Below are 14,843 nucleotides of genomic sequence, written 5' to 3'. Positions count from 1 at the left end.
GAAGCGCGCTTTTTTTTTGCATCCATTGGTTAGGTATCCGATGTTCATTGCCAATTGCCAAAGCTGTTTGATACCGCATCGCGCGGAAATACCTGCTTTGACCTCCGGCAGGAACCCCTGTTTCATTCAGAAACATTTTCGATGTGCGGCCTGCAAAAAAATTCGGAATAAACCAAGCTTCAAGATGTTTTGTTAGGTAAGAGACGTGTTGATTGACGCTTGAATAAGTTACCTAACCGAGCTGTTCTGAAGTTCCGACATGACACCTGAATTCATCACGCATATCGAGTGGGCCGCCTGGCTCGAAGACGTCTCCGCAGAACTCACCTGCGGCGCGGATCTTGAATACGACCCATCGTTCCGGTTGCTGGAAGAAGCGGTGAACGGGAAGCCTGAAGCGGAATATGGCAAGACCGTGGTTGCGGCCGTCCCGCCCGACTGGAGTGCAGCGAATACGTTGTGCGTCGAGTTGATGTCGCGCAGCCGCGACTTGAGAGTGGTTGCGTTCTTGTCGCAGGCGTGTCTCGCCATTGAAGGCGTCGCTGGATTTACCGATGGACTCGCGCTCGCGGATGGCCTGCTGGAGCGTCATTGGAATCACGTACATCCGCAACTCGACACGAACGACGGCAGCGACCCGACGGCACGCATCAATGCGCTCGCCGCTTTTGTGGATACATCGGGCGTGCTTGGACAACTACTCGATACGCCATTGTTGCCGCAGCCTCCATCGCAAACGTTGCTGCTCACGTTGCGCGAATGGTTCTATGCCAATGGCGATATGCCCCTGCCACCCGCCCGCGCCGTGATGAGCCTTGCGGAAATCGAAGCGGCGATAGCAGCCTCGGTCGATCGCGCGGTATCGCTGAAGGCTGCATTCAGCGCGGCGTTGGCGTACGCGGAACGGATCGAGGTCGTGCTGACGGAACGCGTCGGCATGGCGCAAGCGCTGGACCTCGCTGCGTTGAAGACGCCGTTGCGAAGAGGTGAAACGCTCATTGGCGATTGCCTGAAAAAACTGGGCGTCGACAAAACGCCGGAACCGGACGCGCACACAACCGCGCACGCGTCGGTCACGACCAATATCCCTGCGCCGGGAACAAACCAGCTTGCCACTCGCGCGGATGTCATCGCGACCCTAGACCGGCTTTGCGACTACTACGCACGCCACGAACCCTCGAGTCCAGTGCCGCTGTTATTGCATCGTGCACGTGGACTTGTCGACAAGTCGTTCGTCGACTTGCTGAAAGACCTTGCACCCGAAGGGCTGGCTCAACTGACCAGCGTAGTTGGAACGGCCGGCATGTCGGCACCCGAATAGCTCGTTCGATTCATTCACCGGAGAACAGGAAGATGGCCAAGGAAAGCAGTCAGAAATTCATCGCACGCAATCGTGCGCCGCGCGTGCAGATCGAGTACGACGTCGAGGTTTACGGCTCGGAAAAGAAGGTGAATCTGCCCTTCGTCATGGGCGTGTTATCGGATCTCTCGGGAACGCCTGAAGAATCGCTGCAGCCGGTGGCGGATCGCAAGTTCCTCGAAATCGACATCGATAACTTCGACGAACGCCTGCGCTCCATGAAGCCACGCGTTGCCATGCAGGTCGAGAACACGCTGACGGGCAACGGCAAGATGGGCGTGGACATGACGTTTGAAAGCATGGACGACTTCTCCCCGGCGGCGATTGCACGCAAGGTCGAGCCGCTAGCGAAGTTGCTCGAAGCACGCAGCCAGTTGCAGAACCTGTTGACCTACATGGACGGCAAGACCGACGCGGAGAAGCTGGTCGGCAAGCTGCTGGAAGATCCAGCCCTGCTGAGCGCGCTGGCTTCCGCACCCAAGCCGCAAGCGTGATCCTGCACGCCTGAATCCCTATCAACCAGCAAGCCAAGAGGACCAATCATGGCAGATGCCAGCGACAACATGCAGCAGCAAACGACCAGCACGCAGGAAACTCCGACCACCGAGGCGGATGCATCCGGCGAGTTCGGACGTCTCTTGCAAAAGGCGTTCAAGCCACGCACCGACAAAGCCAAGGAAGCCGTGGAAAGCGCGGTACGCACGCTCGCGGAACAGGTGCTGCAAGACACGCATCTCGTCTCCGAAGACGCGCTTGCGACCATTGAATCGCTGATTGCGAAGATCGATGAAAAGCTCAGCGCTCAAGTGAACGTGATCCTGCACACCGAGCAATTCCAGCAACTCGAAAGCGCGTGGCGCGGCCTGCATTATCTCGTGACCAACACGGAAAGCGATGAGACGCTGAAGCTGCGCGTGCTCAATATCTCGAAGAACGATTTGCATCGCTCGTTGCGTAAATACAAGGGCGTCGCGTGGGATCAAAGCCCGCTCTTCAAGAAGCTCTATGAAGAAGAATACGGCCAGTTCGGCGGCGAACCTTACGGCGCACTGGTTGCGGACTACTACTTCGACAACAGTGGTCCGGACGTCGATTTCCTGACGCAGATGGGCAAGATTTCAGCGGCCGCGCACGCGCCGTTTATCGCAGGCGCCGATCCTGCCGTGATGCTGATGGACTCGTGGCAGGAGCTTGCCAACCCACGCGACCTGACCAAGATTTTCCAGACGCCGGAACACGCCGCATGGCGTTCGCTGCGTGACTCGGATGATTCGCGCTACATCGGTCTCGCGATGCCGCGCTTCCTTGCGCGCACGCCTTATGGCGCGAAGACGAGCCCAGTCGAGGAGTTCGACTTCGAAGAAGACACGGCCGGCGCGGATGCATCGAAATACGCATGGGCAAACGCGGCCTACGCAATGGCGGTGAACATCAACCGCTCGTTCAAGACGTATGGCTGGTGCTCGCGAATCCGCGGTATCGAGTCGGGCGGCGCGGTGGAGAACCTGCCGGTTCATGCATTTCCCACCGATGACGGCGGCGTCGACATGAAATGCCCGACGGAGATCGCGATCAGCGATCGTCGTGAGGCGGAACTAGCGAAGAACGGTTTCATGCCGCTCGTGCACAAGAAGAACTCGGATTTTGCTGCGTTCATTGGAGCGCAATCGCTGAACAAGCCGGTCGAATACGAAGATCCGGATGCAACCGCCAACGCGAATCTCGCAGCGCGCTTGCCGTACCTGTTCGCTTGCAGCCGCTTTGCGCATTACCTGAAATGTATTGCCCGCGACAAGGTGGGCAGCTTCAAGGAGAAGGACGATATGCAGCGCTGGCTGCAGGACTGGATCCTTCAATACGTGGATGGAGACCCCGAGAATTCGTCGGAGCTGACGAAGGCACGCAGGCCGCTCGCTGCAGCCGAAGTGGTAGTGGAAGAAGTCGAAGGCAACCCGGGCTACTACACATCGAAGTTCTTCCTGCGTCCGCACTACCAACTCGAAGGTCTGACGGTTTCGTTGCGTCTGGTGTCGAAGCTGCCTTCAGCAAAAGCCGCGTAACTCTTTTTAGTCACCGGGCTTGGTCCGAACGTTTGTTTAATCGCAATCATCTATTTAGGATAACAAATCATGGCAGTCGATATTTTCTTGGATCTCGGTACAGTCAAGGGCGAATCGCTGGATTCAGTGCATAAGGACGAGATCGATATTCTCTCGTGGAGCTGGGGCCTGAGCCAGTCCGGGACCATGCACCTCGGTACCGGCGGTGGCGGCGGCAAGGTCGCGGTCCACGACCTGTCGGTCACCAAATATACCGACCGCTCGACGCCTTCCATTGTCACCGCTTGCACGACCGGCAAGCACTATCCGACCGGCAAGCTGACCGTGCGCAAGGCCGGCGGAACCAAGCCGCTCGAGTACTACATCATCGAACTGGAAAAAGTGCTCGTCACCAACTATTCAACGGGTGGCTCGGACGGCGAAGACCGGTTCACCGAGACCGTCACGCTCAACTTCGAAAAATTCCACGTGAGCTACCAGCAGCAAGATCCGACGTCCGGCTCGGCACTCGGCGGCGTAGTCGAAAGCAAGTGGAACATCCCCGCTAACGCGGAAGCGTGATCGTGACGAAGCCGCCGACGATCGCGCGCAACGCAGGGCGCATCCAGCCCTCGCTGCTCGAACGCCTGACCGATCACGACCGCGATGCGACCCGCGAGGTACGTGAGCAACGCGCGAGTTCTGCGCGGGCGTTGCGGCAGAGCGTGATGCGCGATCTCGGATGGCTCCTGAATGCGCAAGGGCTTTCTGCGTCGCAGGACATTGAACGGTTTCCGCATGTCGCGGATTCAGTGCTCAATTTCGGATTCTCCGACCTTGCGGGAAAGAGTGCGTCGAATGTGGACATTGTGCAGATCGAGCGTCTGATGGCCGACACCATCCGTGCGTTCGAACCGCGAATTCTCCCCGGCACGCTGCGCGTGCGTGCCGTGCAGTCAGGTGAGACGACCGGCGAGCATAACGCCATGGCGTTCATCGTGGAGGGGGATCTGCATGCGCACCCTGTCCCGGAACGTCTCTATTTGCGCACCGAACTCGACCTGGAAGCAGGGACGGTCAACTTATCCGAGCAAGCCGGTGCGAACTGAACCGCGTCATAACCGACCCCGACCATGAATCCAAAACTGATCGAGTATTACAGCCAGGAACTTCAGCACGTCCGCGAGATGGGCGGGGAATTCGCGAAGGAATTTCCGAAGGTCGCGGGACGCCTCGGGCTTGAAAGTTTCGAATGCGCAGATCCATATGTTGAGCGCTTGCTGGAAGGCTTCAGCTTCCTCTCGGCGCGCGTGCAGATGAAGATCGACGCCGAGTTTCCACGCTTCACGCAGCATCTTGCAGAGCTTGTCTATCCGCACTATCTCGCGCCGACGCCGGCGATGACGATCGTGGAAGTGCAGCCTGACATGACACATCCGTCACTCGCCGATGGCGTTCAGGTCCCTCGCGGAACGGCCTTGCACGGGCGGCTCGATGGCGAAAGTTCCACGCGCTGTGAATTCCGTACCTCGCATGCAATGACGATGTGGCCCATCGAATTGATTGAAGCGCGTTTGTTCACGCATACAGGCACGCTCGCGGGCGTTGACGTAGCGTTGCCGCGCGGCGTGAAAGCGGGATTGCGCCTGCGTTTGCGTGCGCTGAACAATCAAAAAATCAGCGATATTTCGCTCGATAACCTGCCGCTTTATTTGCGCGGCGGAGAGGGTTTGCCAGCGCGTTTATATGAGTTGTTGCTTGGGTCAACGCTTGGCGTAGTTGTTGAAGGCAAGCTGTTTCCTGCATCGTCCATTCGACCGCTCGGCTTCTCCGACGACGAAGCCTTGCTTCCAGTGAGCGGCCGGTCGTTTCCCGGGTATCGCTTGCTGCAAGAGTATTTCGCGTTTTCACCGCGCTTCATGTTTGTTTCCGTCGATGGACTCAAACCTAGCATGGCCCGTTGCGACAGTGACGAAATCGAATTGATCGTGTTGCTCTCGCGAGTGGATCAGGCGCTCGAACAACTCATCGATGCATCGCACTTTGCCCTGCACTGCACGCCGTGCATCAACCTGTTTCCGCGGCGCACCGACCGCATTGCGGTGACCGGCGAACAGTTCGAGCATCACGTTGTGGTGGATCGCACGCGGCCGATGGACTTCGAGGTGTATCAGATTCAAGGCGTGACCGGATATCGCGCGGGCGGCGGCGCTGAATTGCCGTTCCAGCCGTTTTATCGTGTGCGCGACATGGGTATTCACGACTCGGGCGATGGTGCGTTTTACCAGGTGCGCCGTGAGAAACGACTGCCTTCATCGCGACAAACCGAACGCGGCGTGCGCTCGAATTACCTTGGCAGCGAGACGTTCATCGCTTTGGTCGATACATCCGACGCGCCATACCCGGGCGAACTCCATCAACTTGGGCTAAGCGTCTTGTGCACCAATCGCGACCTGACGCTGACCATGCCGCTCGGCGATACGGCGACCGATTTCACCGTCGACCTGGAAGTGCCTGTGCTCAGCGCGCGTTGCATCGGCGGCCCTAGCCGGCCTTTGCCGTCATATGCAGAGGGTCCGGTTGCATGGCGGCTTCTGAGCCACTTGTCCTTGAACTATGCGTCGCTTGTGGACAGCAACGACGGTCAGGGTGCGCAAGCCATGCGCGATCTGCTCGGCCTCTATGCGCCCGCTGGTGACGGCGCGGCGGCGAGACAGGTCGACGGTCTTCGTTCCATCGATACACAGCCTGTGACGCGTCGCTTGCCGTCGCGCGGACCGATCGTATTTGGCCGAGGCCTGGAGATCAACCTGCTGATCGATGAGATCGGCTTCGAAGGCGCAAGCGCGTTTCTCTTTGGCGCGGTGCTCGCGCGCTTCTTCACTCAATATGTATCGCTGAATTCGTTCACCGAGACGGTGGTCACGAGCGCAACGCGCGGCGAAATCATGCGCTGGGCGCCGGGGAGTGGGTTATGCAAAACGCTGTGACCATCCTCGACCGGCTTTCCGCCGATGCAAAAAGCTTCGACTTTTTCCAGGCCGTGCGCTTGCTCGAATGCGCGTATCCCGGCTTGCCGCGAGTGGGTTCATCGTTGCGGCCGCGTGACGATGCCGTGCGCTTCGGTCAGGAACCGGACCTCATCTTCTTTCCGACCACGTTGCGCAGTTTCAGCTTGAACGGTGAGGATAAGAAAGCGCCGAAGCTGGTCGTGAATTTCTTCGGCCTGCTGGGACCGAATGGCCCGATGCCCACGCACCTCACCGAATACATCCGTGACCGCACGCGTAACGCCAACGACCCGACCTTTGCGCGGTTTCTCGATGTGTTCCATCACCGCATGACGTCGCTGTTTTATCGATCATGGGCGGTGGCGCAGCCGACAGTGAGCCTTGACCGCAACAACGGTGATCGTTTTTCCGCATATGTCGGCAGCACCTTCGGGCTCGGCGAACCGGCGCTGCGCAATCGCGACAGCATTCCTGACTTCGCAAAGCTTCACTTTGCCGGCGTACTCAGCGGTCCGACCCGTCACGCCGCCGGATTGCGTCTTGTGTTGATGCGCTTCTTCAACGTCCCGGTGAAAGTGAAGGAGAACGTCGGTCACTGGATCGACTTGCCGGCGCGTTCGCTGAGCCGTTTGGGCGCCGCCGATGAAAGCGGCCGCCTCGGCCTCGGCACCATGCTTGGGGCCGAGCGTGGGACCGGCAGCACAAGTTCCGCGTTGCGCTGGGTCCGCTTTCGATGACCGACTATCAGCGATTCCTGCCCGGCGGCGCGAGCCTCGTGCGTCTTGCGGACTGGATCCGCAACTACGTGCGCGATCCGCTCGAATGGGATTTGAACCTGCAATTGCAGCGCGCAGAAGTACCCCGTCTTGCTCTCGGGCGGCTACAGCGTCTTGGTTACACAACATGGTTGTTAACACGTCCGGCTGCGTCCGACGCCACGCAACTCCTACTCAAACCGCTCTGCCGAAACGGCCGCGTCAAGACTCTCGCACAGGAATAACCATGGCAGAAATCAGCCGCGCCGTGATGTTCGGCAAACTCGACACACTCAGCTATCGCGCGATGGAAAGTGCCACGACGTTCTGTCGTTTGCGGGGCAATCCTTATGTGGAGCTGACTCACTGGCTGCATCAGCTACTCAACTTGCCCGACTCGGATCTGCACCGGATCATCAAGCATTTTGGCGTGGAGCCTTCGGCGCTCGCGCGTGATTTGACAGAAGCGCTGGATCGTTTGCCGCGCGGGTCTACATCGATCACGGACATCTCTTCGCAACTGGAAGAAGCTGTCGAGCGCGGCTGGGTGTATGGGTCCTTGTTGTTCGATGCAGCGAAAGTGCGCAGCGCGCATCTGATTGTCGGCGCGTTGAAGACGCCGGCCTTACGCAACGCGTTGCGCGGGATTTCGCGCGAGTTCGATCGAGTGAAACTCGATGACCTCGTGAATGACTTCGACGTTTTGCTCGCGGATTCGCCCGAGAATGTGCAAGCCTCCAATGCGCCGTCAGCGGCAGTCGCCATGCCTGCGACCAATCAGGACGCATTGCAGCGCTTCACCGTCGACCTCACGGAACAAGCACGCTCAGGCAGGCTCGATGCAATCGTCGGTCGCGACGATGAGATTCGTCAGGTCATCGACATCCTGATGCGGCGCCGCCAGAACAATCCGCTTCTGACGGGCGAGGCGGGTGTAGGGAAAACGGCCGTGGTCGAGGGACTGGCGCAACGAATCGTGGCCGGCGATGTTCCCCCCATGCTGCGCGATGTCACGCTGCGCACGCTCGACGTAGCGTTGCTCCAGGCAGGTGCCGGCGTCAAGGGCGAGTTCGAAACGCGCCTGCGCCAGGTGCTTGAGGAGGTGCAGTCGGCGGAGCGCCCGGTGATTCTTTTCATCGATGAAGCGCATACGCTCGTGGGCGCAGGCGGCGCAGCCGGAACCGGCGATGCCGCCAATCTGCTGAAACCTGCACTTGCCCGCGGCACCGTGCGCACGATCGCGGCGACGACGTGGTCGGAGTATCGGCGGTACATAGAAAAAGATCCGGCGTTGACGCGGCGTTTCCAGGTCGTGCAAGTGCGCGAGCCGGACGAAGCACGCGCAATCACCATGATGCGCGGCATTGCCGGTGCGCTGGAAAAGCATCACGGCGTGCAAGTGCTCGACGAAGCCATAGAAGCGGCCGTGCGCCTGTCGCATCGATACATTCCGGCGCGTCAGTTGCCCGACAAGTCCGTAAGCCTGCTCGATACCGCATGTGCCCGCGTTGCAGTGAGTCAGCACGCTACGCCGCCGGCAGTGGACGACGCGCAGAAACGCATCGCCGCGTTGAAGACGGAACTCGAGGTCATCACGCGCGAAAGCCTGATCGGCATCGATACAGCCGCGCGTCACAAGGTGGCATCGAAGGCGCTGGAAGAAGAAACGCAGCGACTCGCGGAACTCGATACGCGTTGGAACGTGGAACGCGAACTCGTAAAAGACATCCTCGCGCGCCGTTCGCAACTACGCGATGGCGCTGCCGGTGCAGACCTTGCCGCGCTGAGATCGCAACAGGCGTTGCTGGCCGAGCATCAAGGCGACGCACCATTGATCCTGCCCGGCGTGGATCGGCAAGCGGTCGCAGCGGTGGTTCAGGACTGGACCGGCGTGCCCGTTCTCAAGATGGTGAAGAACGATATCGACAACGTGCTGCGTCTTGGTGAGCTGTTGGACCGGCGAATCATCGGTCAGGGTCACGCAACCGAGATGATCGCACGGCGCATTCGCACGTCGCGTGCGGGACTCGACAATCCAAACAAACCGGTCGGCGTGTTCATGCTCGCGGGAACATCGGGCGTGGGCAAGACGGAGACCGCGCTTGCGCTCGCCGAACTGCTCTATGGCGGGGAGCAAAACCTCATCACCATCAACATGAGCGAATACCAGGAAGCACATACGGTCTCGCTGCTGAAAGGCGCGCCTCCCGGTTATGTCGGTTTCGGGGAAGGTGGCGTGCTGACCGAAGCCGTGCGTAGAAGGCCGCATAGCGTTGTGCTGCTCGACGAGGTGGAGAAGGCGCATCCCGATGTTCACGAACTCTTCTTCCAGGTATTCGACAAGGGCTGGATGGAAGACAGCGAGGGCCGCTCCATCGACTTTCGCAACACGCTGATCCTGCTCACCACGAACGCGGGAACGGAATGCATTGCGCATCTGTGCTGCGATCCAGAGAACATGCCGGCGATGGAAACCATCGAAGAACAGTTGCATGCGGAACTCCTGCACACGTTTCCGCCGGCGTTGCTAGGCCGCATGGTGACGATCCCCTATTACCCGCTCAGCGACGCGATGCTGCGCTCCATCATCCGCTTGCAACTCGGACGGGTGGCGAAACGTGTGACGCGTACACATCAGGTGCCGTTCACTTTCGACGAAGACGTGGTCGGTCAGATCGCCGTGCGTTGCACGCGGCTTGAAAGCGGCGGACGCATGATCGACGCGATCCTCACCAACAGTCTGTTGCCGCGGATCAGCACGGAATTCCTGACGCGCGTGATCGATGGAAAACCGCTTGCACGCGTACATGTGGGCGTTGAAGCAGAGGAGTTCACCTATGCCTTCGACTAGTACTCGCCACGTCCGCATGGAATGCGCCGCGCTTGGCGACACGGCGGTCTTCATGCGCATGTCGACAATCGAAGCGCTCGGCCGCATGAATGAATTCCAGCTTGCATTCTTGAGCCCGCGCAACGATATCGATCCCGGCGACGTGCTTGGCCAGAACCTGTCCGTCACGCTCGATTATCCGGCGGCCGGCGAGCGCCAGTTCAATGGCATCGTCACTACGTTGCGGCTCATTGTCCCCGGCGACACCACGCATAACCGCATGGCGCGTTACGAAGCCATCGTGCATCCGCGCTTGTGGCTGCTGACGCAATCGTCGCATCGGCGATTCTTTTATCAAAAGACGGTTCCGCAGATCGTAAGCGCGGTGTTCGAACCGTTCTATATCGATTTCCGCAATGCATGCAGCGCAGCTTATCCGCCGCTCGAAAATTGCGTGCAGTATCGCGAGACCGATTTCGACTTCGTAAGCCGTCTGCTCGAGCGCGAAGGCATTCATTATTTTTTCGAGTACACGGGCGGCAAACATACGCTAGTGCTGACCGACTCGAATAGCGAACATCGTCCCATTCCGCATTACGAGACCATTCCGTACCAGGCTTGGGACACGCCCGAGCAGGATGAAGAGTGCGTGTACCGGTGGGTGTCGGGCGCGACGTTGCAGACTGGACGATACGAAGTCAACGAGTACGACTTCGAGAAGGCATCGGTGAGCAATAGCCACGGTCTCGTCGCGCGGGCAACCCGCGCAGCGCCCTTCGATCCCGCGCGTTACGTGATGCAGGAACACCTGACGGGTCACGTCAAGGCCGCGGATGGCGATCGTCTCGCACGCGTGAACATCGAGATTCATCAAACGCAGAACGATTCCATCAGTGCACGCAGCACGTCGCGTGGTCTCATCCCGGGCGGGCTGATCCGTTTGCGCGATCATCCGGCGACCGCACAGGATCGCCAATACCTGATTACGGAGACACGTGCGGAGATCGTCTCCGACGCGTATGTATCGACGAGCGACAGCACGTTGCCGATCTTCGATTGCAGCTTTACCGCGATCCGCGCGGATAACACGTTCCGTACGGCACGAACCACGCCGGAGCCGCGCGTAGGCGGTCCGCAAACGGCGGTAGTCGTCGGCCCCGATGGCGATGAAATCCTCACCGATCAATACGGCCGCGTAAAGGTCCAGTTCCACTGTGAACAACTCGCGCAGTCGTCGGGCGCGCAAAAGCTCGACCGATGCTGGGTGCGTGTATCGCAAAGCTGGGCCAATAAACGCTGGGGATCCATGCAGCTTCCGCGCATCGGGCAGGAGGTGCTGGTCGAATTCATCGAAGGCGATCCGGACCGTCCGGTGATCACGGGCGCGGTCTACAACTCGACGAACATGCCGCCGTATGAGCTGCCCGCAAACGCGGCCATCTCCACGCTCAAGAGCAACTCGACCAAGGGCGGCAGCGGCTACAACGAAGTGCGGCTCGATGATCGCAAGGGCGACGAACAACTGTTCTTTCACGCCGAACGCAATCATGAAACGTGGGTCAAGCACGACGCGCTGATGAACGTGGAACACGATCGTCACTTGAGCGTAAGCGGCAGCGAGTTCATCAAGACGAACGGTGCGCGCAACGACACGGTAATGGGCAGCAGCAAGTCGAGCGTGCTCGGCGGCGTGACGGCCGCGACCATGACGGCGCACAACCAGTTCGTGGGCGAAGCCTATTCGCTGAACGCCGGCTTGGCCGTGCAGATCAAGGCGGGCATGGCCGTGGAGATCGAGGCGACCGCGACCATCGCGTTGCGCGCGGGGGCTTCGTACATCTTGATTGGTCCGGAGACCATCGAGATGTCGAGTATCCCGATACCCATCGGTCCCGGCATTCCTCCTGTTCCCGTGAGCGTGCCGCCACCGCCGCCGACCCCGCCGCGCGATGCCGACGACGGCTCGCGCAAGGTCGTCAAATAAGGAGCTTTACGCATGTCACCGAATCAGTCCAGGGCAGCGAAGTTGAGGATGACCGTGAGTGGCGGCGTCTTGAGCGCACCGCAAGATATCGAGTTGGATACAGCCGGCGGCACGCTTGGCCGCGCGCCCGAATGCACCGTCGTGCTGCCCGACACGCAACGCGCAATCTCGCGCGTGCAGGCGCGCATTGAATGGCGCGATGGCGCTTTCATCCTGGTCGATGCAGGCAGCAATCCCACGTTGCTGAACGACCAGATACTGGACGGATCACGCGAGGCGCAGCTTCATGATGGCGATCGTCTGCGGGTCGGTCCGTATGCGCTGGATGTGTCCATCGAGCACGAGTTGGAGAACATGACCATGATGACGCGCCCGGATGTGTCCATACCATCGGCGCCGTTGCCGGAGAAACCGGACTGGGACGTGAAGCCGGCCGCGCCGCTGATTCCGGATGACTGGAATGCGCCGCATGCAGCATCGAAGGATAGTCGCGCCGATACTCCATTCACGCCCGATCCGCTCGCGGCCACGCCGCTATTGCGTGAGCCTGCGCGTTTTGGGGTGAATGCGAATCAGGAGCTTATCGATGCCCTCGGCGCCGGCAACAGCCCGCTTGGGATCGGTCCGGCGAAACACGAAGTGTCGCCGTTTTCGGTGTCGGGGTCGAGCAGGGGTTTCGAACACATATCGCCGGAACGCGCGATGAACGCAGTGCCGACGTTGCCGGTTTTGGACGGACCGGCGACGCCTATCATTCCCGAGGACTTCGACCCGTTTATCCCGCCGGTCGAGATGCACGACGAGCTTGCGCCGGTGATTCCAGCGACGGAGTTTCTGGCGCTGCCGGAACCAGCGCCTGCACCAACGCCTCAGCCAAAGCACCCGGAACCGGTCGCTGCAACGCCCTCCACCGGCGATGACGCCACGCTGACAGCCCTCCTGCAAGGTCTCGGCATCGACGCCGGCACTGTCCGTCACATCCCCGCAAATGACCTCGCGCGTCTTGTAGGCGGCATGCTGCGCGTCGCGACGCAGGGCACGATGACCGCGTTGCGCTCACGCTCCATGGCAAAGCGCGAGACGCGTATCGCCATGACGTTGATCGAAGAGCGCGACAACAATCCGCTCAAGTTTTTCCCCGACGTCGACATGGCGCTCACGCAGATGCTCGGCGCACGCGGCGCGGGATATCTCGCGCCTGAAGACGCGTTGCAAGAAGCCTTCCACGATATCCAGACGCACGAACTCGCTGTCGTCGCCGGCATGCGCGCGGCACTCGAACACGCAATGTCGCGCATCGATCCAGTGACGATCGACCGGTCGGTGCAACCGGCAAAGGGCATCGATGCGCTGCTCGGCAATCGCCGCGCGCGCCTCTGGCAGCGTTTCGTCGATACCTGGGAGGACGTGGCGCGTGACGCCGGCGACGACTTCCAGCGCACCTTCGGCGAGCCCTTCAGCCGCGCGTACCAGGCGCAACTCGACGCACTCACACGTTCAACTCCAAGCGAATAACGCCATGTACTGGAATAGCAAGGTCATCTGGTCGGAAGGCATGTTCCTGCAGCCGCAGCATCTGCAGCAGCACGACCGGCACGTGCAGACGCAACTCGAAGCGCGCGTTGACAGCCTGCGTGCTTACGGCTGGGGATTCACATCGGTGGAAATCGATGAAGCGCTGTTGAAGCTCGGCAAGTTCGCGCTGCGCTCGGCTGCGGGCGTCCTGCCTGATGGCACGCCGTTCAACCTTCCCGCCGATGACGACCTCCCGGAGCCGCTCGACATTCCCGAGGGCACGGCGAGCCTGCTCGTGGTGCTCGCACTGCCGGTTCGCCGGCCGGGCGCGACCGAGTCGGGCGGACCTGAGCGTGCCTACAACCTCGCGCGTTATCGGACGGAAGAGTTCGAAGTCCACGACAGCAACGATCCCGACGCCGTCAGCACGCTGTTGCAGGTCGGCAAGCTGCGGATGAAACTCGCGCTCGAACCGGACGTCGTGCATGCGCATGCTTATGTGGGCGTTGCGCGTGTGATCGAACGCCTGAGCGATTCGCGTGTGGTGCTGGACGAAGAGTATTGCGCGCCGTGTCTGGACTTCACTGTCGCGGGCAAGCTCGCGCGCTTCTCGACCGAGCTCAACGGTCTGCTCCAGCAACGCGGCGAGGCGCTGGCGGCCCGGTTGTCGCAGCCGGAAGCCGCGGGCATGGCGGAGATCTCCGACTTCCTGCTGCTGCAGATCGTCAATCGCGCGCAGCCCTTGGTCGCGCATTTTGGCTCGATGACCGGACTGCATCCCGAAGCGCTTTTCCAGGCCACTGTGCAGCTCGCGGGAGAACTGGCGACCTTCAGTCAGCGTGATCGGCGGCCGCCGGCGTTCCCCGTGTATCGGCATGACCGGTTGAAGCAAACGTTCACGCCGGTGATCGAAGCGTTGCGTCTTGCTTTGAGTCGCGTCGCTGATCCGGGCGTGGTCTCCATACCGCTGGAGGAGCGCAAGTACGGCCTGCGCGTCGCCCTGGTCGCGGATCGCTCGCTCTTCACGAATGCGACTTTTGTGCTCGCCGTGCGCGCCCAGGTATCCACCGAAACGCTGCTGTCCGCGTTCGGCAGCCAGGTGAAGATCGGGGCGGTCGAAAAAATTCGCGACCTCGTCAACCTGCAATTGCCGGGCATCGGTTTGCGCGCGTTGCCGGTCGCGCCGCGCCAGCTTCCGTTCCATGCGGGCTTCACTTACTTCGAACTCGACGACAAGAACGAAGGCTGGCAAGCACTCAACGCGTCGGCTGGAATGGCGCTGCACGTCGCCGGCGAGTTCCCTGGCCTGACGATGGAATGCTGGGCCATCCGTCGATGAACAAGGACAC

General features: G+C 60.5%; 10 protein-coding genes and 1 pseudogene. All 11 read left to right on the top strand.

Translation table 11 applies throughout. From position 1 onward, the window contains the following. Positions 1–259: 259 nt before the first annotated feature. The 11 genes and pseudogenes from tssA (at position 260) to tssK (ending at position 14,833) form a co-directional block, all read left to right on the top strand. On the top strand, positions 260–1,321 hold the full coding sequence (tssA, locus tag AXG89_RS35815) for a type VI secretion system protein TssA (protein WP_083637772.1): 1,062 nt from the start codon (positions 260–262) through the stop codon (positions 1,319–1,321). A gap of 32 nt (positions 1,322–1,353) precedes the next feature. After that, a complete protein-coding gene (gene tssB / locus AXG89_RS35810) occupies positions 1,354–1,854 on the top strand; it encodes a type VI secretion system contractile sheath small subunit (RefSeq protein ID WP_062001342.1) in 501 nt (166 codons plus the stop codon). A gap of 69 nt (positions 1,855–1,923) precedes the next feature. Beyond that, a complete protein-coding gene (gene tssC, locus AXG89_RS35805; protein ID WP_075358185.1) occupies positions 1,924–3,420 on the top strand; it encodes a type VI secretion system contractile sheath large subunit in 1,497 nt (498 codons plus the stop codon). 69 nt (positions 3,421–3,489) lie between these two features. Then, a complete protein-coding gene (locus tag AXG89_RS35800) occupies positions 3,490–3,981 on the top strand; it encodes an Hcp family type VI secretion system effector (protein WP_062001343.1) in 492 nt (163 codons plus the stop codon). 2 nt (positions 3,982–3,983) lie between these two features. Further along, positions 3,984–4,508, top strand: a complete 525-nt coding sequence (gene tssE / locus AXG89_RS35795; RefSeq protein ID WP_082779011.1) for a type VI secretion system baseplate subunit TssE — start codon at positions 3,984–3,986, stop codon at positions 4,506–4,508. Between the two features lie 24 nt (positions 4,509–4,532). After that, positions 4,533–6,389 (top strand): type VI secretion system baseplate subunit TssF, encoded by a 1,857-nt coding sequence (tssF, locus tag AXG89_RS35790; protein WP_075358148.1) that lies wholly within the window; start codon positions 4,533–4,535, stop codon positions 6,387–6,389. Next, positions 6,374–7,410, top strand: a pseudogene (tssG, locus tag AXG89_RS35785) (type VI secretion system baseplate subunit TssG). The gene tssF and the pseudogene tssG overlap by 16 nt, the downstream one beginning before the upstream one ends. A gap of 2 nt (positions 7,411–7,412) precedes the next feature. Continuing rightward, positions 7,413–10,016 (top strand): type VI secretion system ATPase TssH, encoded by a 2,604-nt coding sequence (gene tssH / locus AXG89_RS35780; RefSeq protein WP_075358146.1) that lies wholly within the window; start codon positions 7,413–7,415, stop codon positions 10,014–10,016. Further along, positions 10,003–11,979 carry a type VI secretion system Vgr family protein gene (locus tag AXG89_RS35775; protein WP_075358145.1) on the top strand — a complete coding sequence of 659 codons (1,977 nt, stop codon included), beginning with the start codon at positions 10,003–10,005 and terminating at the stop codon, positions 11,977–11,979. The genes tssH and AXG89_RS35775 overlap by 14 nt, the downstream gene beginning before the upstream one ends. Positions 11,980–11,991: 12 nt before the next feature. After that, positions 11,992–13,494: a type VI secretion system-associated FHA domain protein TagH gene (tagH, locus tag AXG89_RS35770; RefSeq protein WP_083637769.1), complete on the top strand. Its 1,503-nt coding sequence runs from the start codon at positions 11,992–11,994 to the stop codon at positions 13,492–13,494. 4 nt (positions 13,495–13,498) lie between these two features. After that, positions 13,499–14,833, top strand: a complete 1,335-nt coding sequence (tssK, locus tag AXG89_RS35765; RefSeq protein ID WP_075358143.1) for a type VI secretion system baseplate subunit TssK — start codon at positions 13,499–13,501, stop codon at positions 14,831–14,833. The last annotated feature ends 10 nt before the right edge of the window (positions 14,834–14,843 follow it).

The organism is Burkholderia sp. PAMC 26561, from assembly GCF_001557535.2.
Lineage (GTDB): Bacteria > Pseudomonadota > Gammaproteobacteria > Burkholderiales > Burkholderiaceae > Caballeronia.
Note: the sequence above shows the minus strand (reverse complement) of the source record. Positions and strands in the feature narration are given on the sequence as shown.